The sequence below is a fragment of the Lacticaseibacillus hulanensis genome (assembly GCF_004010095.1).
In the GTDB taxonomy this organism is placed as follows: domain Bacteria; phylum Bacillota; class Bacilli; order Lactobacillales; family Lactobacillaceae; genus Lacticaseibacillus; species Lacticaseibacillus hulanensis.
The window spans coordinates 35,944-58,365 of record NZ_RRYD01000009.1 but is presented as its reverse complement, the minus strand read 5'-3'; the positions used below and the strand labels follow the sequence as shown (position 1 = coordinate 58,365).

The window sequence follows — 22,422 nt, the reverse complement described above, 5'->3', positions numbered from 1 at the left end:
TTATCCGTCAGTTCTGGTGGCTGTTTTTAAAGTTGAATGTGCTTGGAGTAATTCGGATCTTTGGTGCAGATGTACTTGCCAGCAGGGTGGTGCCGGTCAAGCTTGGCGTGGGCCTCGGTGACGCCCTGCGCGGAAAACGGCAGGGTTTCGGCAATGTTGATGTAGAGTTCCGCTCGGGTACGCAGCTCACTCAGGAAGCTAAACGCCGCTGCGGTATCTGTCGGCCCGTTGTCACCCAGCACGTGGAAGTTGTCGTCACCAGCCGGCCGAAATTCGGGCTCGGTCAAGGTGACGTACTGACTAGCGGGTTTGCGCATCCAGGCACCGGCCCCGCCGTCTTGGCCGTTGCTGACGGCGTTGACGACATAGTCACCGACGCTTGGGAACTTCGCGGCCACGTTCTCACGGTCGTATAATCCGACCTCATCGGCCCCGAGGTGCAGAACCAAATCGTGGTTGGCGCTGCTACACGTGGCAATGACGTGCAACCCGCGGTACTTGGCCGCCTGAATCAGAATAGACCCGACCGCGCCACTAGCGCCCTCAATCACGATGGTCTTGCCCGGCTCCACGTGCAGCAGTTCCAGAACGCCAAATGCGGCAATCCCCGCGTTTGGGGTGCCCGCGGCCACGGTCAGCGGCAGGTTTTCCGGGACCTTTGCGATTTTGGCGGTGCTGGCGGTCACGTACTCGCTGTATCCACCGCGCGGCCGGTAGTTCATGACCCGATCGCCCACCTGGTAGTCCTGCACGTCACTGCCAATGGCGCTAATGATTCCGGCAAGTTCGGTGCCGGGGACAATCGGCCAGGGCAGGGGCCGCTGCTTCTGGTAATCACCCCGCCGCAAGCGAACGTCGTACGGATTAATCCCAAAGGCGACAACTTTAATCAATACTTGATTCGCCTTGGGTGTTGGCAGTTCTGCCGGAATTGTCGTGAAGACTTCCGGACCGCCGAATTCATTAAAGCCAATGCGGAACATGATTGCGCCTCCTAGAAAAATGGGTTAGCGAATAACCGCCAAGTCGAGTAATCCTTCCGGCCGCGTCAGCATGTAGTCTGCGTCCTCGAACCGCGACAAATCAAACGCGCCCCAAGTGGCAACGGCAAAACTGACGCCGGCCGCCTTGGCACTTTGCATGTCGTAGATGGAATCCCCGAGGTACATGGTGTCTTCAGGGTCGGCACCGAGTTCGGCCAGCGCAAACTTGATTGGATCAGGTGCCGGCTTTGGCGCCAGGTGGGCGTCAGCGGTAACAATGACGTCGAAGTAGTCGTTCAGGCCAAACCAGGTAAACTCGTTTTCAAGTTCCCGGTTATTCTTGGACGTGATGATACCGAGCTGCACTCCGCGGTGTTGCAAGTGGGCGAGCGTGCGACGCATGGTGGCAAAAACAGTCACTTGCTTCTGGCGCGTTGCCAGAATCTCGGGCCAAAGCTTCTTGACTGCGGCCGTTTGGTCCTCAGGCAAGTTTAACTTGGCCAGAGCCTCAGCGCTTGGAATTCCCAGAATGAAACGCAGCTCGTCGTGTGAATACTCGCGACCAGTAGTCTGGGACAGCGCCTCCTGCAAAGATGAAACAATGACAGATTCCGTATCGATGATGGTGCCATCGATATCAAATAAAATTGTGGAAAACATAGGCGTACCTCCCAGTCTCGGCTATCTTGTAACCGTTTACTTAATGTTACCCCATTGGCCTTGTGAAAGAAAGTGCTTCTTAAAAACTATTTTTATGAGGCGGGCTAATGATTTTCTGCAAACACTCCGGAAATGTGCAATAACATGGTATACTTGGCGAGGTATGGTATTTGGTGGTAATTGTCGGCCAAATTATCTATAATAGTACGGATAAAAGACACGCTAGGAGGTGCCAGTTTGGCACTAGTGACACCAACGTGGATGGTTAAGGCTATCTACAACATTGAACCAAGTACATTAAAAAAACGGGGCATTGCCGCCGTGCTCACCGATTTGGATAACACGCTCATTGCCTGGAATAATCCTGATGGCACACCGCAATTACGCCGGTGGCTTGAACGGATGAACGATGCGGGCATCACGGTCATGGTGGTTTCCAACAATAATCATGAGCGTGTGCAGCGGGCGGTCGGCGCAATGGACCTGCCGTTTACGGCGCGGGCCTTAAAGCCGCTGCCGGTCGGAATCAACCGTGCAGTCAAACAACTTGGCCTGCGCAAGGACGAATGCATCATGGTCGGCGATCAACTGCTGACCGACGTCATTGCCGGCCACCTGGCGGGCGTGCGAACCGTATTAGTCAAGCCACTAATTAAAACTGATCAATGGAACACATTACCTAATCGCTTCATCGAGGGCTTCATCAAGGCCGACATGAAACGCAAAGGAACATTCAAATATCGGGAGGATATTGATGACTGAAGCAACAGCTGATTTGTACTGCATCGGGTGTGGTGCGCGTCTGCAAACTGAAGATGACCAGGCGGCCGGGTTCTTACCCGCAGCCAGGCTTGCAAAAGCGGCGGATGGCGAGGCGGAACTATACTGCCAGCGCTGTTTCCGTTTGCGGCATTACAACGAAATCCAGCCGGTGGGGCTCACGGACGATGACTTTTTACGCTTGCTCAACCTCATTGGGGATGCAGATGCACTCATTGTGAACGTCGTGGATATTTTTGACTTCAACGGGAGCCTCATCCCCGGACTGCATCGCTTCGTTGGGGACAACCCCGTGCTCTTAGTCGGCAACAAGGCGGACGTTTTGCCTAAGTCCCTGAAGCGGCCCCGGCTGCGCAACTGGCTCACCCAGCAGGCGCACGCCAATGGACTGCGCCCAGTTGACACGATTTTGATGAGCGCCAAGAACCGCGATGACGTGGCCGAGCTGCTCGCCAAGATTGAGGAACTGCGTGGCGGCCGCGATGTCTACTTCGTTGGGGTGACCAACACGGGTAAGTCCACGCTGATTAACGCGATTTTGAAGCAGACCAGCGGCATCGAGGACCTCATCACGACTTCCCGGTTCCCGGGGACCACGCTTGACCGGATTCGCCTGGAACTCGACGACGGTGCCGGCATCATCGACACGCCCGGGATTATTCACCGCAACCAGATGGCGCACTACCTTGACGCCAAGGACCTGAAGCTCGCTTCGCCAACGCACGTGATTCGCCCGAAGACCTACCAGCTCAACCCGGGTCAGACCCTGTTTCTGGCGGGCCTTGCGCGGTTTGACTTCATCTCCGGCACGCGCGCTGGCTTCACGGCCTACGTGGACAACCAGCTGCTCGTGCACCGCACGAAGCTGGAGAACGCGGATGAATTTTACGACCGGCAAAAGGGCGATTTACTCCAGCCACCGCGTCCGGATAGCCCAGAGCCACTGCCAGAACTGGCACGGTTTGAGTTTACGACCAAGCAGGACAGCGACCTAGTTTTTGCCGGCCTCGGCTGGATTAACGTGCCGGCTGGCGAAACAATCGCCGGTTACGCACCCAAAGGCGTTGACGTGATCTTGCGCAAGGCCATGATTTAACTTAACGATTGCAGGTAATTAACAAACAGTGTTCACGAGGCGTTTTGCCGAGTTGGGACCGAAAGGAAATAATATGTTAACTGGTAAACAGAAGCGGCTATTGCGGAGCATCGCAATGACGCAAAAAGCACTGATTAATTTTGGCAAGAACGGCCTGTCCGACACGTTTGTGCGTGGCGTGGCCGATGCCCTTGAGGCGCGGGAAATGGTTAAGATTAGCCTGCTGCCAAGTGCCGAAGAAACGGCTAAGGAAGTTGGTGCCTACCTTGAAGACGCAATTCCTGGTCTTGAGGTTGCGCAAACCATCGGCCATTCCCTGGTGGTCTACAAGGAAGCAAGTAACGAGGATAACCGTAAGCTGTCCAAGCAGGTTGCGGCACTGGCTAAGGACTAATGCAGAAGAAGGCGGTACTGACCCATCCGGTGCTGTCGACGGAGCTGCGTACCAAGATTTTGGGCAACAAGCAGCGGCGCCAGCTGGGGATTTTTGGCGGGACCTTTAACCCTGTGCACACGGGGCATTTAGTGATGGCAGATCAGGTGGGCAATCAGCTTGGCTTGGACAAAGTGTGCTTCATGCCTGACGCCACCCCGCCGCACGTTGACAAAAAGGGTGCAATCGATGCGAAATACCGCGTGGAGATGCTGGCCGCAGCCATTGCGGGCAACCCGATGTTCGACCTTGAGCTGTGTGAGATTCAGCGGGGCGGCATCAGCTACAGCTACGACACGATGGTGTACCTGAAAAACAAGCACCCGGACACCGATTATTACTTCATCATCGGGGCCGACATGGTCAATTACCTGCCCAAGTGGCACCGCATCGATGACCTGGTGAAGCTAGTCCAGTTCGTCGGCGTCAAGCGTCCCGGTTACACGCCACGGACCACGTACCCAGTTCTGTGGGTCGACGCGCCAATGCTGGAAATCACCTCGACGGCAATTCGCAAGCGCGTGGCTGCTGGAGAGAGCATTCGGTACCTGGTCCCCGATAGCGTGGCTGCATACATTGAGAAAGAGGGCTTGTACCGTGAATGATTACGAATACCCACTGACAATGACGGGCGGGCACACGCGCCAGCAGATTCTGGCCAAGATGCACGAACGGCTCAGCGACGGGCGGCTGAATCACTGCCTGCGCGTTGAGGAAACCAGCCGCGTCCTGGCTAAGCGCTTCAACGTCAATGTTGACGAGGCCGGACTGACGGGCTTGCTGCACGATTACGCTAAGGAAATTCCGGTACCTGAGTACCAGCAGGTCATTGTCCGTGAAGGTTACGGGCAGGATTTGCTTCAGTACGGCCGCGGCGTTTGGCACGGCATGGTCGGCACGTGGTTCCTGCAGCAGGATTTGGGCATCAGTGACCCAAACGTGATTCGGGCAATTAACCGGCACACAACGGGCCACCCAGACATGACCGATCTGGACATGATTACCTTCGTGGCCGATTTCATTGAGCCGGACCGGACATTGCCGGGCGAAATTGCCGCGCGTAAGGCCGCCGAAACCAGTCTCACCAAGGCGACGATGATTGAGCTGCAAAACACGCTCACGTACCTGGTTGACCGCGGGGCACTGATTCACCCGCTCACGTTCAGCACCTTTAACGCGTTTACCAAGCGGGTTCAAGATTAACCAATATTGATGACAAACACACAGACCGGTGCGGCAAACGCCCGGTTGCACAGGAGGATTATTTAATGACTGTAGCACCAATTGCATTGCTCGAAACGGTGGTTCGCGCCGGAGACGACAAGCGTGCCGAGGACATTGTGGCACTGAACATGGAGGGCGTCAGCCTGCTCGCGGACTACTTTGTGGTGATGAGTGGGAACACCGAACGTCAGGTTCAGGCCATTATTGACGAAATTCACGACAAGGTTGAAGAAGCCGGTGGCACCGTGAAGTCGATTGAAGGCAAGAAGGGCTCCAAGTGGATGCTCATGGACCTCGGCGATGTTGTTGTGCACGTCTTCACCCCTGAAGAACGCGCCAACTACAAGCTGGAACAGTTCTGGCAGGATGCACCAGAAGTCAACGTTAGCGAGTGGATTAACGAATGATTTATTCAACCTTTGCGCAAGTTTATGACCAGTTAATGGATCAGGACTTGTACACCGATTGGCGGGATTACGTATTGCAGCAGGTGCCGGCTAAGGGTCAGCGCCTGCTTGAACTTGCCGCGGGGTCGGGCACGCTTGCCGTGCAGCTGCAGCAGGCCGGCTTTGACGTTACGGCGCTTGATTTGAGTGCCGAAATGCTGTCACTGGCGGCGGCCAAGATTAACAAGGCGGACCTGGATATTCCCCTCGTGCAGGCGGACATGCGGGACTTTGCCCAGCTGGGCCAGTTCGACATCGTCACTTGTTTCGATGATTCCATCTGCTACATGCCCGATCTTGATAACGTGACTGAGGTGTTCAAGGAAGTAAGCACCAGCCTCAAAGCCGGTGGGCGCTTCATGTTTGACGCGCACTCGTTGCACCAAATGGATGATATTTTCCCTGGTTACATGTACAACTACCAGACCGAGGATTACGCCTTCATCTGGAGTAGCTACGAGGGTGAGGTGCCACATTCTGCCGAGCACGACCTGACCTTCTTCGTTTACCACGAGGACATTGATGCCTACAAGCCGCTGATTGAGCAGCACAAGGAGCGCACGTACCCGATTCAAGACTACGTGGACGCACTCACCAAGGCTGGCTTCACGGACATTCAGGTTAGTGCCGACTTTGGGCGCGGCCCGGTCCAGGATGACAGCACGCGGTGGTTCTTCAGCTGCAGCAAGAGTGCGGTAAAACTGTAACGGTTGGCGGGAGGAAAAATGATGCGCAGTGTCGGAATAATTGCAGAATTTAACCCCCTGCACAATGGTCACGTGTACGCCCTCACGCGGGCCCGGCAAAAGGCGCAGGCGGACGTGGTCATCGCGGTCATGTCTGGCAATTACGTCCAGCGCGGCGAACCGGCCATTGTGGATAAATGGGCACGCGCCCAAATGGCCCTATCAGCCGGCGCCGACGTGGTGGTTGAACTGCCAATCAGTGTGGCGCTGCAGTCCAGCGAGCAGTTCGCTGAAGGCGGGGTGGCGGTGCTTGCGGGTCTGCACGTTGACGCCATTGCGTTTGGCACTGAGGACGCCAGCCTCGATTACGCGGCCCTGGCCGCCAAGCGCATGCAGGCGTCAGATACCGAAGTCTTCCGTGATTACACACGCCCCTATGCCAGCCAGCTGGCGGATTTTTACGCCAGTGAGGTGGGGAAAAAGCTGACGGCGCCCAACCAGATGCTGGCTCTAGCGTACGCCGAGGCCAATCTGCGCCTGCACTCGCCGCTGACACTCGTGCCGCTGCAACGCACGGGTGTCCAGCACGACGCGGTTAATCGAGCGGCGGGCTTTTTGTCCGCCAGCGCGATTCGGCAGGCAGTATTTGCCGGTGAGGACGTGACGCAGTATGTGCCCGCGATGACGCGCCAGTTACTGGCCCAGCAAGAGCACGCCTCGTGGGCCGACTTGTGGCCGCTGCTGCGGTACCGCCTGCTGACAGCGACGCTACCGGAATTGCGGCAGGTTGACCAGATGAGTGAGGGACTTGAGTACCGCATGGTGGCGTGTGCACGGACCAGCGAAGACTTTGCCGATTTTTTGCACCAAGTTAAGTCCAAGCGGTACACCTACGCACGGCTAAGACGACTGGCACTGGCCACCGTGCTCAACCTGACGCGCGATGATGTCCGCTTTGACCGGGAACACGTCTTGGCCCACGTTTTGGGCTTTACCGCTGCGGGCCGCGAATTTTTGCACAGTGTTAAAAAGACCGCAACGATTCCGCTGATAACCAAGGTCAGCAGCGATATGCTCGCGCCGGGAGCGCCACTTTACATGACGCACCGCGCTGATAGTCTGTACACGAATATTAACGGTCAGGTACAAAACTTTGGCCGCAAACCCCTAATGCAAGATTCAGAGTTTGGAGGGAAAACATGCTGAACTGGTCGATTAGTAATTTGACCCAATACAATCACGAACCGTTCACGTTCGATGAAGAAGTCGACGTGAAGAAGGAATTGATGGACCGCAACCCAGACATTATTGACATGGGGCGGGTCCGCGCACACGGCAACATCTTGTATTCGCGCGGTGACTTCACCGTGAATGGCGTTGTTTCCGCGCACGTGACGCTGCCGTCCACGCGCAGTTTGGTCCCGGTCGAGGTGCCCGTTCACTTCGAGTTTACCGAAACCTACCTGACGCGCGCCGACCACGTCGATCAATATGAGGAGGACGCGCTGCTCATTCTGCTGAAGGATGACCGGCTCGACCTGATGCCGGCCGTGAAGGACAACTTGCTGCTTGGCCTGCCACTGCGCGTTTTGACGCCCGAAGAGGCGGAGGCAACTGAGCTGCCGCATGGGGATGACTGGGCGCTGATTTCGGAAGAAGAAGCCGCACCGCTGCCACCAGAAGAGCGGAAGGACAATCCGTTTGCCGGGCTTAAGAATCTTTTTCCCGAAAACGGGGACGAAGAGGACAAAAACTAGTGTTCGTCTTTGGCATCGCGGCCTATTTCTGCTAGGATAAAGGGGAATGAGCGGATATAACCGCGCGTCCCACATGAATAGTTATGGAGGAATCACAATAATGGACAAACCAACAATTGGGGTCATCGGGATGGCCGTCATGGGTAAGAACCTGGCCCTCAACATTGAGAGCCGGGGCTACACCGTGGCGATTTACAACCGGACCGGCTCGAAGACCGAAACCGTGGTCAAGGAACACGCTGACAAGAAGCTCGTTCCTAGCTACAAGATTGAGGACTTCGTGAACTCCCTTGAAAAGCCTCGCCGTATCATCATGATGGTTAAGGCTGGTGCCGGGACCGACGCGGTCATTGCACAGCTTCTGCCTCTTCTTGATAAGGGTGATGTGCTCATTGACGGTGGGAACACCTTCTTTGAAGACACCATGCGCCGGAACGCTGAACTGGACAAGTCCGGGATCAACTTCATCGGCATGGGTGTTTCTGGTGGTGAACTTGGTGCCCTCGAAGGCCCATCCATGATGCCAGGTGGTCAGAAGGAAGCGTACGATTTGGTCGCACCAATCCTGAAGCAGATGGCGGCTAAGGCTGAAGACGGCGAACCATGTGTTACCTACATCGGCCCGAACGGTGCAGGTCACTACGTCAAGATGGTCCACAACGGGATCGAATACGGCGACATGGAACTGATTTCCGAAAGCTACAACTTGCTGCGGAACCTCGTTGGCCTGTCCGTCGACGAAATCGCGGGTATCTTTAACGACTGGAAGCAGGGCGAACTTAGCTCTTACCTCATCGACATTACGGCTGATATTTTGACCCGTAAGGACGACCTGGGTTCCGGCAAGCCAATGGTCGACATGATCTTGGATGCTGCCGGCAACAAGGGTACCGGTAAGTGGAGTTCCCAGTCCGCGCTTGAACTGGGTGTGCCTCAGTCCGTAATCACCGAATCCGTCTACGCACGTTACATCAGTGCCATGAAGGACGAACGTGTGGCTGCAAGCAAGGTTCTGCCTAAGCCAGTTGGCAAGGTTGGCTTCGACAAGGACACCGTCGTTGAAATGATTCGCAAGGCACTCTACTTCTCCAAGCTGATGAGTTACGCTCAGGGCTTCGAGCAGATGCGTGTTGCTAGTGAACACTACGACTGGAACCTGCAGTACGGCGAACTGGCTAAGATTTGGCGTGAAGGTTGCATCATCCGCGCTAAGTTCCTCCAGAACATCACCGACGCATTCGAAAAGCAGCCAGATTTGTCCAACCTGCTGCTCGACGACTACTTCAAGGACATCGCCCGCAACTACCAGGAAGCTGTCCGCGACCTGGTTGGCCTGGCAGTTAAGGCTGGTGTGCCAGTTACTGGCTTCTCCGCTGCGATTTCTTACTACGACAGCTACCGCAGCGAAGTTCTGCCCGCTAACCTGATTCAGGCCCAGCGCGACTACTTCGGTGCCCACACCTACGCACGGACGGACCGGGAAGGTATTTTCCACTACAGCTGGTACGACGAACAATAATAAATCAGTTACAAATAAATAGCGCCAATCCGCATAAAACCAGTAATGGTAGTGTGCGGATTGGCGCTATTTTTGTGCTTAAACATGACTAAACATGATGCGGAGTCGGTACATTTGTCGGTACAGAATTATCGGTACCATTTATTGAATCGTTTTGTACCGATTGTGTACCGACTATTTCACTAGTGACCTGCTGGAAACCTTGTGATACTGCCAAGGATGCAGCATCCGTTCCTCTAGTATAGTCGGCCGTCATTTGCAGACTGGTATGGCCAAGATATGCCGAGCACTAGAATTTGCAACTATTTCTAACCAATTGAAAAAGGCTTCAACTCGCAACCAGTAAAAGGGGTTGAGTTGAATCCTTTTAAATCTGTGTAAAGTGATATTAATCAACAGTATGTCGGCACGTTATTCTTGGTTCTTGTTTTGTGTCGATAGCTCGCAATTGTTCTTATAACATTGTGATAACGGCGCTGGATTTAACTATCAGTCCATCCAGTGCTATCAGAAACATTCTTCAGTGATTGTTCTCAACCCTTTTTCAGGTTAGCTTAAGCGAGTGTTTTCAAAGCCAGGTAAAAGACGCATCGATAAAATTAGACCCAGACTTATAACCAATCCGCCTCTGATCGAGAAGGGAATCCTTGCCGGTTGATAACTTGACTTTGAGTGGAAAATGCATTGACTTGAAGGAAGCTATGCATTCATAAGAAATCTGTCTTAGTAATGCAAAAGATATTTCGTCGACGGGCACATTTTTCACGTTTTCATCAGAAACCGTTGCTGAATAAAGCCCACTTAATAGATTGTAGTATCGTTCGGATAAAGCAGTATCAACATGTGCTCCACCATCTTGATTGGTGATGTAGGCAACAATATCTTTTCTAGAAAAAATCTCACCGCCTTGAGCCAAGATTTCTCCATGCCACCAGTCTTCGAAACTTATGAATTTGTAAACACTCGAGTTGATATAGCAGCCAGGATAGTAAGTATAACTTCCCTTATTGGCCGCTGTGTTATCTATAATTAATGGCCCTGTATATATAAAGCTGCTTTTATCAGGCATGGTTGTGTCTACGAATTTATTCCTATCTACTACACTGATTTTGTCAATTAGCGGGTGGCTCGTTTGAGATTTATAAAATAATGATCGTAAATGTGGTGCTGCCATTTTAATACGACTTGTATGGCCTTCATCATAGTTATCTGCTGCCACACTAATGTAATCAAGTTGCTCGACAAAGTCGTTGAATAGTTGTGCTTGTTCTTTGGGGATTCTATTTTCCTTATGCTTAGACAAAATGTTAGGCCTCCATAGAAACCAATCAACCCAGATTTAAAGTTAGTGGTCTGTCTGAATAGTATATTGACGAATGCGTTGTGACTATATTCTTCTAGAGCCCAAGTAATTCTTTTTTCTTGGCATTGAACTCTTCTTCGGTAATGATGCCGTCATCTAGAAGGGACTTAAACTGGCGAATTTCATTTGCAGTTTCATTTTGTGCAACAGACACCGTGTCTGTTGACTCCTGTTCCTGTAGTGCCAATATATTGTCAATAAATGCAGAAATTTGCGCAGCTGTTGTTCGTGCGTTAGTTAAAACTAGTCCCGGTTTGGTCTGTGTTGAGATAATTGATATGGTGTAGCTGTTTTTTGGCCGGTCAGATACGACAACATCAATGTGTAGGTCCGTTACAATTTTTTTAGATTTTTTCTTGCCAGTGACGCCACCAACGATTGCCCCAACTGGGCCAAATAATAGTCCTCCGCCAATTGCTCGGCCGACACCACTTTTAGCAATGATTTGATCACCATCTTCAACGACGTGATAAGAGACAATATTCTTATAGCCAACCTGAACCTGTGGCTTAAATTTAAATAGGCCGGCTCCACCAATTTGAATTTGTTTTGTAGTAGGACTAACGTGAATATAATTGCCAATGCTTGCCTGTTTGTCATACTCGAAAGTGGTATCGAAACCTGACAGACTTGCCACGTACCTGTCACCGTCTAGGCCTTCGTCAATTATTTTTGCAACGTCGTGTTTGTTTAGCAAACTGGAGTATGCACCGGTAAAACCGCTAAAGCCAAGCCTGTCCCAGTGCTTATTACACAGAACACTACCATCTGCAAGTGTGACGCTTCCTACCATCATTCCTATTTTTTCGTTATCATACGCACAATATCTTGCCATTGTAATCCCCCTAATAATATAGTAAATACCGACTTTCAAAACTACGGTACACCATCAGTCATAGCCCAGTCACGATTTAATAATGTTTGTCTATACAGCTCCAGATAAATCTGGAATCGATATAGTTAGCATTATGCTCTATGCTGATTGAGCATGTGGCTAGATAGAATAATTGTTACTCAAGCTACGACTGTACAATAAATTATATTATGACTTGTTTAATTTTACCGTAAAATCAGTTTATTTGAACCAATATATTGAACTAGTGTTAACATTTTGCAAAGCCCCCCTGTAACTTCCAGCCAGTTGGTGAAAACGGCGAGGAAGTTAGAACCCAATGGGGCGGGGATAAGGAAGGTTAAATTGGCAGTTTGGGTTCATAATTGGCAGATTGTCCGTGGACTTTCTCATTCTCATAAAGCGATTGTGGTGCGGGTTAAGTTGGCTAATTATGAGAAAATGTGATATTCTTTTCTGGAACGACTTAGTGCGCGGAATTTAGTGTGCTGAGAGTATGATTAAACGGAAAATTAAAACGGGTACTAAAGGAGAGTAAAACGGCAATGAGTAAGATTTTGATTATTGAAGACGAAAAGAACTTGGCACGTTTTGTTGAATTGGAACTGAAGCATGAAGGCGACGAAACTGCAGTTTACATGAACGGTCGTGCCGGGCTCGATGCCGCACTGAACGAAGACTGGGACGCAATTCTGCTTGACCTGATGCTCCCAGATTTGAACGGTCTTGAAATCTGCCGGCGGGTCCGTCAGGTGAAGAACACGCCAATCATCATGATGACCGCGCGTGATTCCGTCATCGACCGTGTCTCTGGGCTCGACCACGGTGCAGATGACTACATCGTTAAGCCATTTGCCATTGAAGAACTCCTCGCCCGTCTGCGCGCATTGCTCCGGCGTGTGCACTCCATGGACGAAACCAACAAGGCCAAGCAGACAACCATCAAGTACCGTGACCTGGTTATCGAAAAGGAAAACCGGATTGTGCGCCGTGGTGACGACATCATCGAACTCACCAAGCGTGAATACGAACTGTTGCTCACGCTGATGGAAAACATCAACGTTGTTCTGGCCCGCGACGTCCTCCTCAGCAAGGTTTGGGGTTACAATTCTGACGTTGAAACTAACGTCGTTGATGTTTACGTGCGTTATATCCGGAACAAGATTGACCGTCCTGGTGAACAGAGTTACATCCAGACCGTTCGGGGTACGGGCTACGTAATGCGGTCCTAATGGCGGATTCGCAAGAAGAAGTAGCACAACCCAAACCGAAGCGGTTCATTTCGCTTCGGTGGAAGTGGGCGGCAACGGTGGGGGTCGGGATTTTCCTGACCTTTATCGTTTTTTCGCTCGTTATCTATGGCGTGATGCGGCAGACGTTAGCGGAGCGTGAGCGTACCACGGTCGTCGATACCGTGAACGCCGTTGAGTCCCGGCTCACCCCAGTCGCGGACAACCTAACGCCGTCATCCGTTCGGCCACGCCTAGATGCTTCATTAGGCAACACGATTACCCAAGAGAATGCACCCGCGGAGAGCGGCAAGGATTCTATTTTTGCGGATTCGATGATTGAGAAAATTTCGCGTGAGGACATCACCGTGACGGTGTTCAACCGTTCCGGCGAGGTGGTCTTCAACTCGCGCGGCAACCACCAACCACTGCACCGAACCACCCCGATGACCATTAAGAATGAGCGCCGGGGGAAGTTCGACGGCATGGTCGGGCGGGTCGCGGTCATCTCTGACCACACCGGCCGGCGCATTGGCTACATTCAGGTTGCCAACGCCATGACTGATTTCCACGCCACGATGAACCGCATTACGCGGACCATTTACATTGTGGCCCTCGTCGCGTTTGTTATCTCGTTTGCGGTTGGGTTCTGGCTCGCCAGCCGGTTCCTGAAGCCCATCAAGCGGATTACGACAACCATTGACCTGGTCAACAGCGAGCCGCAAAGTGACGTGCGGATTGAACAAATCAACGCGAATGACGAAATGAGTCACTTGATTAATGAGTTCAACGCCATGCTCGACCGAATTCAGCGCTTCATGGATCAGCAGAGCGATTTTGTTGGTGACGTTTCGCACGAATTGCGGACCCCAGTCGCCGTGCTTGAAGGGCACCTGAAGCTGCTCAGTCGGTGGGGGAAGGATGATCCAGAGGTTCTGGATGAATCACTGGCCGCGTCGCTGCAGGAGACTGCGCGGATGAAGAGCCTGATTCAGGAAATGCTTGATCTGACACGTGCCGACCAGGTTGACCTGATGTACGCCGATTCCGTGGTTGAGGTGCAGCAACTCGCCCACCAGGTGGTCAGCGACATGAGCATGATTCACCCCGATTTCAACATTACGCTTGAGGATGAATTCGATGGGCCTTCGTGGGTCCAGATGTACCGCAATCACCTAGAACAAGTGCTGATTATTCTGGTGGACAACGCCGTTAAGTACTCGAAGGACCGCAAAGAAATTCACGTGTCAATCGGTAACAGCGACGCCGAGGTGAACATCGCCGTGCAGGACTTCGGGGAAGGGATTAGCCCCGAGAACATGCACCGCGTGTTCGGCCGGTTCTACCGGGTCGACAAGGCGCGGAGCCGGGAAAAGGGTGGTAATGGGCTCGGTTTAGCCATTGCCAAACAGCTGATTGACGGCTACCACGGTGAAATCAGCGTTGATTCCTCGCTTGGTTACGGTTCGGTCTTCCGCATCAACCTGCCGCGGATTACGGCGGAGCGAGCAGAAGAGCTTGCCGCCAGCCACGGCGATGGTGATGCGGAAGCACTCATTGCGGACGACATTAAGAATTCAAATCTGTAACACCAAATAAAGCTGAATTGTTCAGACCCGCAGTGAAGAGCAGCCGCCTTTCACTGTGGGCCTTTTTTTGCGGTCGCGGCCGTCTGGGACTCAACGTGCGTATTTGCAATTATTACGTTTTTCTTTCATTTAGTAAGGGGATGGGCAAAGCCCCGGATACCTGTTACAATAGTGGCAAATATATGTTTGCGGCACGTGATTGGTTTTGGCCAAGTCGCCGCAGACTTTCCAGGAGGGTAATGAATGGAACTATATCGGCAGTGGGAAGAAGACACGGAATACCGCGCGTTAATTGATGATTTGCTCGCAACCCCAGAAGTGCAACACCTTGCGGACTTCAAGCAGCACCACCACAGTAACCGCTTGGAGCACTCTCTGCGTGTGTCTTACACCAGCTACCTGATTGCCAAGAAGATGCACCTAGATGTGCGTTCAACTGCACGGGCAGGGTTACTTCACGACTTGTTCTATTATGACTGGCGCACAACCAAGTTTGACCTCGGGACGCACGCATACGTGCACCCACGCATCGCTTTGCACAACGCTGAGCACTTGACGGACTTGAACAAGGTCGAACGCGATATCATTATCAAACACATGTGGGGCGCAACGCTCGCGTTCCCACGCTACATCGAAAGCTACATTGTTTCGCTGGTGGATGATTACGCGGCGGTGGCCGAGTTCTCGCACCCATACAAACAGAAGATTCTTGCTGCGATTGAAGCGTAGCAAAAAAGCCAGGCATTTACGCCTGGCTTTTTTTGTGTGCGGGAGCCGTATGTACAATAATGGCCCGCACGCATTTGTGCAGGCCATTGTTTGGTTTCGCTTATTAGCCGAGAAGGTGGAACAAGACAACCCCGGCAGCAACCCCGACGTTCAGGGATTCTGCGCGCCCACGCATGGGGATGTAGACGTTGACGTCAGTCTTGGCCAGCAGTTCTGGCCGCAAGCCGTTACCTTCGTTGCCCATGATGAGGGCGAAACGGTCGGTCTTGGCGATGGCGCCGTATGACTTAGCCCGGTCGTTAAGTTCCGTCCCGTAGACGGGAATGCCCGCGCGCTGGAGCTGGCCGGTGAGTTTAATCAAGTCGCCGCTAACCACGTTGATGTGGAACTGGCTGCCCTGCATTGCCCGCAATACCTTTGGTGAAAAGGCATCAGCGGTCTGCTTGCCCAGCACAACCGTCCCGACACCCGCAGCGTCCGCCGTCCGGACCAGGGTGCCGACGTTGCCGGGATCCTGGATACCATCGAGCAGCAGGAAACTACCACTGAGAGGCTTAGGCAGTTCGTTGTGGGGCAGTGGCAAAACCGCGAACATCCCCTGAGGTGTTGGTGTTGCGCTCAGGTGTTCAGCGACATCTTCAGACACGAGGACGAGCTTGTTGTAGAAAGGCCGCAATTCACGGTCATTCTCGTACTTGTCGGTGATGTAGATGACGTCGGGTTCAACGCCGGCCTTCAGTGCTTCGTGAACCAAGTGTGGCCCTTCGAGCAGGTAGCAGTCGTAGTCTTTTTGGTATTTTTTAACCGTCAACTTTTTGGCCAACTTAATGTGGTCGTTCTTTGGTGACATAATTTTTTCCATAGTTATTGTGTGGGGACGCATCCCCGCCTCCTAATCTGTTTGCGCAACTAATTCCGCACTCAAGTATAGCATACGGGGCGGGCAGAAAGAATTAGTCAGGGCCGCCAGTCGTGAAAACCTTGAGGAATTTTGCGTTATCTAATCGATTGCGCGCCGGCGGTTCTGAAAAAGTAACTGGAAAAGTCGCCGGTTAGGGATTATGGGCGGCCAGTCGACCAGAAATACCCGCCGAAACTGGTCAGTAATTGGCCAATTGCGTTAAGATAGAAGTATTGAGAAAACGCTGACGGGGAAGTGGCACCGCTAGCTGGTAAGGAGTGGCAGAAGATGGCAGAACAAGCATTAACAATTCGCGTCGCTGGCCGGGTCCAGGGCGTTGGTTTTCGCTGGGCAACGAAGATGGTGGCGGATCGGCTGCAGATTCGCGGCGATGTTGCCAATCAGGCTGACGGTTCGGTGATTATTCACGCGGTTGGACAGCGGCCGGCGATGATTGCGTTTGTGCAGGAAATTAAGCAGAGTCCCACTAAGTTCGGGCAGGTATCAACCTACGAGGCCAAGGACCTAGACCCCGTGCCGGCCTATGACGGTTTTGCAGTTGTGGGTTGAAAGCAACCGGCACGTATCGTATAGTTAGAAGCAATCAACTCCAGGGCGTTACGCCAATAATGGGGACTACAGAGGGACGATTTTTTTCATGAAGAAAACGAAACGGCTTCTTACGTTTGGTGGGCTTGGCCTGATGGCAATGCTGCTCACTGCCTGCACGAACAAGAACACATACAAGATTCCACCCCACGGTTTTCCGTTTGGGACAATCTACAAGTACATCGGGGTGCCAATTCAGCACCTGCTGGAATGGATTTCAACCCAGATTGGCGGCAATGGTTACGGTTTTGCCATCCTGCTGATCACGTTGTTCGTCCGGATTGTGCTGATGCCAAGCATGCTCAAGCAGCAGCGCGGTTCCGCAATGCAGCAGGAAAAAGCCAAGGTGCTGAAGCCCCAGCTTGATTTGCTCCAAAAAGCGGCGAAGGTGTCTAGCGGCCAGCAAGAAACCATGCGCATCAACGGGCTGATGCAGGACGTCTACAAGAAGAACGGCAGCAGCATGATGCCATCAACCTCGGGGTGCTTGGTCCTGTTGCTGCAACTGCCAATCTTCTCCGGGTTGTACTACGCTGTCGCGTACTCGCCTGAAATTTCCAAGAGCACGTTCTTCGGCTTTCAGCTGGGGGACCCAAGCTTCTGGCTGACCATCATCGCCTCTGCGCTGTACGCGGTTCAGAGCCTGATGATGTTGTACACGGCTCCTGCCGAACAACGCAAGACGATGAGTACGATGGTTATCTTCTCGCCAATGATGACCTTCTTCATTAGTGTCTCGGCTCCTGCCGGGCTGACCCTCTACTTCTTCGGTACTGGGCTGATTATGGTAATTCAGCAGGCCATCTTGAGTTTCATCATCACACCGGGAATTCGCAAGCGACTGGACGAAGAGTTCACCAAGAAGCCGGTTGTTGAGGTGGTTAAACCAGACATGTTTGACGCGGATGGCAGAATTAATGATCGCGCGCCAATGCCAGACAGCCTTGCCGCAATGGGCATGGCCGCTGGTGCACAACCTGATGGCAATCAGAGCAGCGCCTCCAGCACGGAAACAACCGTGGGGGACGCCGAGGAAGACCTGCGTGCACGTAACGCGGGCAAGCAAAAGCGCGAATAACGCGATAGCCTCGCTTTTAGGCCGAATGGGTGCGGAAATTAACCATTTTCTGCACCCGTTTTGCTTGCAAAGGCGTCAAGTTGCGTTATACTTATATAAAGTAACTATCAAAACGTAAGCAAACGTTGGGGGATATTAGAATGCAAACCGTAGCTAAACCGTGTACGCAGACGAATGATAGGGTGATTTGCCCGCATTTTCAGAAGACATTCACCATTTTGGGTAAGAAGTGGAACGGACTGATTCTGGATGTTCTCCTAGGCGGCCCACGTCGCTTCAAGGACATTGCTAGTGCAGTAACCAAGTGCTCCGACCGTGTGCTGGTTGAACGCCTCAAGGAACTTGAAGGCGAAGGGCTGGTTGAACGTTTGACCCACTCCGATTCTGCGCTCATTGAATACCGCTTGACACCAAAGGGTGAGGCTTTGTCTGACGTACTCGCCAGCGCCCACGCCTGGGGTGATGTTTGGCTTTCCGATGAGGAATGTGTTGACTAGTTGGCCTGACGCGACTATGCTGTTTAGAGTAATGATTTAACAGCGTTGAAGAAAACGCAGGTATTGCGGCACTTTCAGGAAATGGGACCCACCGACTGTAAGGTTCCCAAGTGCTTCGTACCCGTATTCATTTTCTGAGCTGATTCCGTTAGCTAGCGCGGCGGAGTCCGGTTGCGGCCGTTATTCGCCTAATGAAGTGTGCTTTTGCAAACTAGGGTGGTACCGCGGCTATCAGTTCGTCCCTAATCGTCATGTAGATGACGGTTAGGGATTTTTTTGTGTCCAAAAATATTTTGCGGATATCGCGAAGCTGTACGCGCCAAATGGTGCAGAAAGGAATAGCAATGAGTTTACAAGATCGCCTGCTTGCGCTAAAGCAGGAAAATCAAAAGCGCATTGAAGAGTCAAAAGAACTGGGGGACCTCGATAAGATTCGGGTCAACCTGCTCGGTAAGAAGGGCCCCATCACCGAAGTACTGCGCGGGATGCGTGACCTTGAAGCCAGTGAGCGGCCTAAGGTTGGGGCCTTCGCCAATGCGGTGCGCGATGAACTGAAGGAAGCAATTGAGCAGCAGAAAAAAGTGCTCGAGCAGCAGGAGATTGCCGCAAAGTTGGCCAAGGAAACTGTCGACGTTACCTTACCCGGTAGTCCAGTCCGCACGGGGACGCCACACATTCTGCAGCAGACCATTGATGATCTCGAAGACTTCTTCATGGGCATGGGTTACCAGGTGGTTGACGGCTACGAAGTTGAAGAAGACCACTACAACTTCGAAATGCTGAACATTCCGGCTGACCACCCAGCACGGGACATGCAGGACACGTTCTACATCGACCAGCAGTTGCTCATGCGGACCCAAACCTCCGCTAGCCAGGCGCGGACGCTGGAACACCACGACTTCGCCAAGGGCCCACTCAAGATGGTCAGCCCCGGGCGCGTTTACCGGCGCGACACCGATGACGCGACGCACAGTCACCAGTTCCACCAGATGGAAGGCCTTGTGATTGACAAGCACATCACCATGGCGGACCTCAAGGGGACGCTGCTGGCAATGGCCAAGCACGTCTTGGGGGCAGAGCGCAAGATTCGCCTGCGTCCATCGTACTTCCCATTCACGGAACCAAGCGTTGAAGTTGATATTTCCTGCTTCAAGTGCGGTGGCGCTGGTTGCAGCGTCTGCAAGTACAGCGGCTGGATTGAAGTGCTTGGTGCCGGCATGGTGCACCCGAACGTGCTCACGGCAGCGGGCGTTGACCCCGAAGTATACGGCGGGTTCGCCTTTGGGGTTGGTCCCGACCGACTGGCAATGCTGAAGTACGGGGTGGATGACATCCGTGCATTCTACACCAATGACGTACGTTTCCTCGAACAATTCCAAACGGAGGGCTAACACACAATGGATGTTTCATATAATTGGTTAAAAGAATTAGTTGATGTGCCGGTTTCCCCAGAGGAATTGGCCGACAAGGTTTCGGTGACCGGGATTGAAGTGCCCGGAATTGTGCGTCCCGATGCTGGACTCAAGAACATCGTGATTGGCCACGTCGAGAGCGTTAAGGCGCACCCCGACTCCGACCACCTGCGTATCTGCCAGGTTGACGTTGGCGAAGAAGAATTGCGCCAGATTATCTGCGGTGCTCCGAACGTGGCTGCCGGCCAGACGGTCATTGTCGCGATGCCAGGTGCCCGGATTAAGGACAACGTCAAGATTAAGAAGGGCAAGATTCGCGGCGAAATCAGTAACGGGATGTTGTGTGCCCTCCAGGAAATTGGTTTCAGTGACAGCATTGCCCCGAAGAAGTACAGTGACGGGATTTATGTCTTCAGTGAAGCCCTGAAGCCCGGTTCCGACGCACTCGAGGCACTTGGGATGCACGACGCCATTCTCGACTTTGACATCACGCCTAACCGTGCCGACACGCTCGGGATGCGCGGTGCCGCTTGGGAAGTCGGTGCTACTTACGGCAACAAGCCGCATTTTGACGATGCCCCAGTTGTTGAGGGCGCAACGCCTGCTGACAGTTTGCTGAGCGTGAGTGTTGACGATGCAAAGGATGCACCAAGTTACAACCTGCGCATTGTGCGCAACGTCAAGATTGGTGACAGTCCCCTCTGGCTGCAAAAGCGCCTCTGGAATGCCGGCATTCGCCCGCTGAACAACATCGTGGACATCACCAACTACATCATGATTTACTTCGGCCAGCCAATGCACGCCTTTGATTACGACAAGGTTGCTGGACACAAGGTGCAGGTGCGCCGTGCGCGCGCCGGCGAGAGCTTGACGACGCTGGATGGCAACGACCACGAATTGGTGCGTGACGACATCGTGATTGCCGATGCAGACAAGGCGATTGGTCTCGCCGGGGTCATGGGCGGACTGAACTCCGAGATTACGAAGGACACGACGACGGTTGTGTTCGAATCTGCACTGTTCAACCACGCGAACGTCCGCAAGACCGCGCAGCGTTACAACCTGCGCAGCCAGGCATCGTCCCGTTTCGAAAAGGGTATTGACCAGTCAAACATTGGCCTGGCCCTCGACACGGCGTCCCGGTTGGCAAGTGAACTTGCTGGTGGGGATGTGGCCAAGGGTGTACTCACGGCCACGAGTGTTAGTGGGGCACCAGTGGTCATCGACATCAAACTTAGCCGCATTAACCACGTGCTGGGTACGGAATTGTCCGCAAAGGCAGTTGCTGATATCTTCGACCGTCTTGGTTTTGGCGTTACGACCAAGGATGAAGATGGCGACACCATTTACACCGTCTCCGTGCCTGCTCGCCGCTGGGACATTAGCATCGTGCCCGACCTGATTGAGGAAGTGGCACGGCTTTACGGCTACGACAAGCTGCCAAGCACATTGCCAGAATCAACACTGACGGTCGGCGTGCTGAACCCAACCCAGTCACGCATTCGGCGCAGTCGCAAGTTGCTCGAAGCAGCCGGTCTGGATCAGGCAATCACCTACGCATTACGCGGCGGCAACGACAACGAGCACTTTGCCCTCGAGACTAGCTCCCGCACCGCACTGGCTTGGCCCATGACCGTTGACCACCAGGACTTGCGCGAAAACCTCGTGATGGGGCTGCTCGATGCGGTTCGCTACAACGGCAAGCGCGGTGAAACCGACGTTGCTCTGTACGAACAGGGCCGCGTCTTCATTCGCAGCACCGACCAGAAGCGGCCAGCGGAGCACGAATACCTTGCCGGCGTTTTGACCGGCAACCTGGTGCCAAGCAACTGGCAGCACGGCGCCAAGAAGGTTGATTTCTTCGTGGCTAAGGGTATTGTTGAACACCTCCTCGAAGACTTTAACCTTGCCGGCACGGTGACGTACGCGGCAAAAGACTTGGATGGGGCAATGCACCCAGGTCAGAGCGCTTCGATTTACCTTGATGGGCAGCGGATTGGTCTTGTCGGCCGGCTGCACCCAGCATACGAGGCGCAAAACGATTTGCCAGAGACGTTCATCTTCGAACTCAATCTTGAACCACTGTTTGTTGCCGCACGCGGCGACAAGACGGCTATTCCGGCACCGAAGTTCCCAAGCATGACGCGCGATATCGCGATTCTGATTTCCGACAAGGTGTCAAACGCTGAAATCCTGGACGTCATCAATTCCGTTGGTGGCAAGTACCTGCAGAACGTCCAGCTCTTCGACGTGTACACCGGCAACAAGCTGCCCGCCCACACGAAGAGTCTTGCGTACACGTTGACGTACCTGAACCCTGAAGCAACACTGACTGAAGAGACGGTTGAGAATGCATTCGGCGAAGTTAAGTCAGCCCTGCAGGCCCAGCTCGACGCGCAGATTCGGTAACTAGTAATTCGCTGAGGTAGGATTAGTGAGGGGGCTCCGCGCTGCGGGGTTTGGCCTCCGGGTCCGGGCTGGGCCTCGGGTGTGCTTCGCCGTGGTCGCTGTGGCGGTCGTCTGGAGCCGGAAAAGCGCCGTCTCCAGACTAAAAATTTAGCTTTGCATCGTCGCGGCT

The 22,422-nt window shown here is 53.3% G+C and carries 23 protein-coding genes; 18 read left to right on the top strand and 5 right to left on the bottom strand.

Translation table 11 applies throughout. The annotated features are described in order from the left end of the window. Positions 1 to 26: 26 nt before the first annotated feature. Positions 27 to 983 (bottom strand): NADP-dependent oxidoreductase, encoded by a 957-nt coding sequence (locus EKN00_RS03295; protein ID WP_127848726.1) that lies wholly within the window; start codon positions 981 to 983, stop codon positions 27 to 29. A gap of 24 nt (positions 984 to 1,007) precedes the next feature. Continuing rightward, complete coding sequence (locus EKN00_RS03290) at positions 1,008 to 1,643, bottom strand: HAD family hydrolase (protein WP_127848725.1); 636 nt, start codon at positions 1,641 to 1,643, stop codon at positions 1,008 to 1,010. A gap of 237 nt (positions 1,644 to 1,880) precedes the next feature. On the opposite strand from EKN00_RS03290, the gene EKN00_RS03285 reads away from it, so the two are divergent. From EKN00_RS03285 to gndA, 10 genes are all read left to right on the top strand, one after another. Then, on the top strand, positions 1,881 to 2,405 hold the full coding sequence (locus EKN00_RS03285; protein WP_127848724.1) for a YqeG family HAD IIIA-type phosphatase: 525 nt from the start codon (positions 1,881 to 1,883) through the stop codon (positions 2,403 to 2,405). After that, entirely contained in the window at positions 2,398 to 3,519 is a 1,122-nt protein-coding gene (gene yqeH, locus EKN00_RS03280) for a ribosome biogenesis GTPase YqeH (RefSeq protein ID WP_127848723.1), read from the top strand. Before EKN00_RS03285 ends, yqeH begins: the two co-directional genes overlap by 8 nt. 73 nt (positions 3,520 to 3,592) lie before the next feature. Further along, entirely contained in the window at positions 3,593 to 3,913 is a 321-nt protein-coding gene (locus EKN00_RS03275) for a YhbY family RNA-binding protein (RefSeq protein WP_127848722.1), read from the top strand. Further along, entirely contained in the window at positions 3,913 to 4,557 is a 645-nt protein-coding gene (locus EKN00_RS03270; protein WP_127848721.1) for a nicotinate-nucleotide adenylyltransferase, read from the top strand. The genes EKN00_RS03275 and EKN00_RS03270 overlap by 1 nt, the downstream gene beginning before the upstream one ends. After that, positions 4,550 to 5,155, top strand: coding sequence for a bis(5'-nucleosyl)-tetraphosphatase (symmetrical) YqeK (gene yqeK, locus EKN00_RS03265; RefSeq protein ID WP_127848720.1), 606 nt, complete (start codon positions 4,550 to 4,552; stop codon positions 5,153 to 5,155). Before EKN00_RS03270 ends, yqeK begins: the two co-directional genes overlap by 8 nt. Before the next feature lie 65 nt (positions 5,156 to 5,220). Then, positions 5,221 to 5,583, top strand: a complete 363-nt coding sequence (rsfS, locus tag EKN00_RS03260; protein ID WP_127848719.1) for a ribosome silencing factor — start codon at positions 5,221 to 5,223, stop codon at positions 5,581 to 5,583. After that, positions 5,580 to 6,329: a class I SAM-dependent DNA methyltransferase gene (locus tag EKN00_RS03255; protein ID WP_127848718.1), complete on the top strand. Its 750-nt coding sequence runs from the start codon at positions 5,580 to 5,582 to the stop codon at positions 6,327 to 6,329. Before rsfS ends, EKN00_RS03255 begins: the two co-directional genes overlap by 4 nt. A 21-nt stretch (positions 6,330 to 6,350) precedes the next feature. Then, complete coding sequence (locus EKN00_RS03250) at positions 6,351 to 7,514, top strand: nucleotidyltransferase (protein WP_127848753.1); 1,164 nt, start codon at positions 6,351 to 6,353, stop codon at positions 7,512 to 7,514. Continuing rightward, entirely contained in the window at positions 7,508 to 8,065 is a 558-nt protein-coding gene (locus EKN00_RS03245; protein WP_127848717.1) for a YceD family protein, read from the top strand. Before EKN00_RS03250 ends, EKN00_RS03245 begins: the two co-directional genes overlap by 7 nt. A 100-nt stretch (positions 8,066 to 8,165) precedes the next feature. Next, positions 8,166 to 9,584 (top strand): NADP-dependent phosphogluconate dehydrogenase, encoded by a 1,419-nt coding sequence (gndA, locus tag EKN00_RS03240; RefSeq protein WP_127848716.1) that lies wholly within the window; start codon positions 8,166 to 8,168, stop codon positions 9,582 to 9,584. A gap of 568 nt (positions 9,585 to 10,152) precedes the next feature. On the opposite strand, the gene EKN00_RS03235 is transcribed toward gndA, so the two are convergent. Together EKN00_RS03235 and EKN00_RS03230 are read right to left on the bottom strand one after the other, a co-directional pair. Further along, the gene (locus tag EKN00_RS03235) at positions 10,153 to 10,887 is read right to left on the bottom strand and encodes a hypothetical protein (RefSeq protein WP_127848715.1); all 735 of its coding nucleotides are present in this window, start codon (positions 10,885 to 10,887) and stop codon (positions 10,153 to 10,155) included. 94 nt (positions 10,888 to 10,981) lie between these two features. Further along, complete coding sequence (locus EKN00_RS03230) at positions 10,982 to 11,782, bottom strand: SHOCT domain-containing protein (protein WP_127848714.1); 801 nt, start codon at positions 11,780 to 11,782, stop codon at positions 10,982 to 10,984. 563 nt (positions 11,783 to 12,345) lie between these two features. Here EKN00_RS03230 and EKN00_RS03225 point away from each other — a divergent pair. From EKN00_RS03225 to EKN00_RS03215, 3 genes are all read left to right on the top strand, one after another. After that, positions 12,346 to 13,032 (top strand): response regulator transcription factor, encoded by a 687-nt coding sequence (locus EKN00_RS03225; RefSeq protein WP_127848713.1) that lies wholly within the window; start codon positions 12,346 to 12,348, stop codon positions 13,030 to 13,032. After that, positions 13,032 to 14,618, top strand: coding sequence for a HAMP domain-containing sensor histidine kinase (locus tag EKN00_RS03220; RefSeq protein ID WP_127848712.1), 1,587 nt, complete (start codon positions 13,032 to 13,034; stop codon positions 14,616 to 14,618). Before EKN00_RS03225 ends, EKN00_RS03220 begins: the two co-directional genes overlap by 1 nt. 243 nt (positions 14,619 to 14,861) lie before the next feature. Continuing rightward, a complete protein-coding gene (locus tag EKN00_RS03215; RefSeq protein WP_127848711.1) occupies positions 14,862 to 15,347 on the top strand; it encodes an HD domain-containing protein in 486 nt (161 codons plus the stop codon). A 103-nt stretch (positions 15,348 to 15,450) separates the two neighbouring features. On the opposite strand, the gene EKN00_RS03210 is transcribed toward EKN00_RS03215, so the two are convergent. Further along, positions 15,451 to 16,209: a TrmH family RNA methyltransferase gene (locus EKN00_RS03210; protein ID WP_127848752.1), complete on the bottom strand. Its 759-nt coding sequence runs from the start codon at positions 16,207 to 16,209 to the stop codon at positions 15,451 to 15,453. 327 nt (positions 16,210 to 16,536) lie between these two features. Between EKN00_RS03210 and EKN00_RS03205 the strand changes: the two genes are divergently transcribed. The 5 genes from EKN00_RS03205 to pheT all read left to right on the top strand — a co-directional run bounded on the left by EKN00_RS03205 (position 16,537) and on the right by pheT (position 22,253). Further along, entirely contained in the window at positions 16,537 to 16,818 is a 282-nt protein-coding gene (locus EKN00_RS03205; RefSeq protein WP_127848710.1) for an acylphosphatase, read from the top strand. An 88-nt stretch (positions 16,819 to 16,906) separates the two neighbouring features. After that, complete coding sequence (gene yidC / locus EKN00_RS03200) at positions 16,907 to 17,935, top strand: membrane protein insertase YidC (protein WP_127848709.1); 1,029 nt, start codon at positions 16,907 to 16,909, stop codon at positions 17,933 to 17,935. A 140-nt stretch (positions 17,936 to 18,075) separates the two neighbouring features. Further along, complete coding sequence (locus tag EKN00_RS03195) at positions 18,076 to 18,432, top strand: winged helix-turn-helix transcriptional regulator (protein WP_127848708.1); 357 nt, start codon at positions 18,076 to 18,078, stop codon at positions 18,430 to 18,432. A gap of 344 nt (positions 18,433 to 18,776) precedes the next feature. Continuing rightward, on the top strand, positions 18,777 to 19,823 hold the full coding sequence (gene pheS / locus EKN00_RS03190; RefSeq protein ID WP_127848707.1) for a phenylalanine--tRNA ligase subunit alpha: 1,047 nt from the start codon (positions 18,777 to 18,779) through the stop codon (positions 19,821 to 19,823). A gap of 6 nt (positions 19,824 to 19,829) precedes the next feature. Continuing rightward, on the top strand, positions 19,830 to 22,253 hold the full coding sequence (gene pheT / locus EKN00_RS03185) for a phenylalanine--tRNA ligase subunit beta (RefSeq protein ID WP_127848706.1): 2,424 nt from the start codon (positions 19,830 to 19,832) through the stop codon (positions 22,251 to 22,253). Positions 22,254 to 22,422: the final 169 nt, after the last annotated feature.

Bases quoted from the DNA above. Each gene is read 5' to 3' on its own strand.
- gndA (WP_127848716.1), top strand. From the start codon at position 8,166: ATGGACAAACCAACAATTGGGGTCATCGGGATGGCCGTCATGGGTAAG.
- EKN00_RS03255 (WP_127848718.1), top strand. From the start codon at position 5,580: ATGATTTATTCAACCTTTGCGCAAGTTTATGACCAGTTAATGGATCAG.
- EKN00_RS03230 (WP_127848714.1), bottom strand. From the start codon at position 11,782: ATGGCAAGATATTGTGCGTATGATAACGAAAAAATAGGAATGATGGTA.
- yqeH (WP_127848723.1), top strand. From the start codon at position 2,398: ATGACTGAAGCAACAGCTGATTTGTACTGCATCGGGTGTGGTGCGCGT.
- yidC (WP_127848709.1), top strand. From the start codon at position 16,907: ATGAAGAAAACGAAACGGCTTCTTACGTTTGGTGGGCTTGGCCTGATG.
- EKN00_RS03290 (WP_127848725.1), bottom strand. From the start codon at position 1,643: ATGTTTTCCACAATTTTATTTGATATCGATGGCACCATCATCGATACG.
- EKN00_RS03215 (WP_127848711.1), top strand. From the start codon at position 14,862: ATGGAACTATATCGGCAGTGGGAAGAAGACACGGAATACCGCGCGTTA.
- pheS (WP_127848707.1), top strand. From the start codon at position 18,777: ATGAGTTTACAAGATCGCCTGCTTGCGCTAAAGCAGGAAAATCAAAAG.
- EKN00_RS03270 (WP_127848721.1), top strand. From the start codon at position 3,913: ATGCAGAAGAAGGCGGTACTGACCCATCCGGTGCTGTCGACGGAGCTG.
- EKN00_RS03250 (WP_127848753.1), top strand. From the start codon at position 6,351: ATGCGCAGTGTCGGAATAATTGCAGAATTTAACCCCCTGCACAATGGT.
- EKN00_RS03275 (WP_127848722.1), top strand. From the start codon at position 3,593: ATGTTAACTGGTAAACAGAAGCGGCTATTGCGGAGCATCGCAATGACG.
- EKN00_RS03225 (WP_127848713.1), top strand. From the start codon at position 12,346: ATGAGTAAGATTTTGATTATTGAAGACGAAAAGAACTTGGCACGTTTT.
- EKN00_RS03220 (WP_127848712.1), top strand. From the start codon at position 13,032: ATGGCGGATTCGCAAGAAGAAGTAGCACAACCCAAACCGAAGCGGTTC.
- EKN00_RS03295 (WP_127848726.1), bottom strand. From the start codon at position 983: ATGTTCCGCATTGGCTTTAATGAATTCGGCGGTCCGGAAGTCTTCACG.
- EKN00_RS03245 (WP_127848717.1), top strand. From the start codon at position 7,508: ATGCTGAACTGGTCGATTAGTAATTTGACCCAATACAATCACGAACCG.
- EKN00_RS03205 (WP_127848710.1), top strand. From the start codon at position 16,537: ATGGCAGAACAAGCATTAACAATTCGCGTCGCTGGCCGGGTCCAGGGC.
- EKN00_RS03210 (WP_127848752.1), bottom strand. From the start codon at position 16,209: ATGGAAAAAATTATGTCACCAAAGAACGACCACATTAAGTTGGCCAAA.
- EKN00_RS03195 (WP_127848708.1), top strand. From the start codon at position 18,076: ATGCAAACCGTAGCTAAACCGTGTACGCAGACGAATGATAGGGTGATT.
- pheT (WP_127848706.1), top strand. From the start codon at position 19,830: ATGGATGTTTCATATAATTGGTTAAAAGAATTAGTTGATGTGCCGGTT.
- rsfS (WP_127848719.1), top strand. From the start codon at position 5,221: ATGACTGTAGCACCAATTGCATTGCTCGAAACGGTGGTTCGCGCCGGA.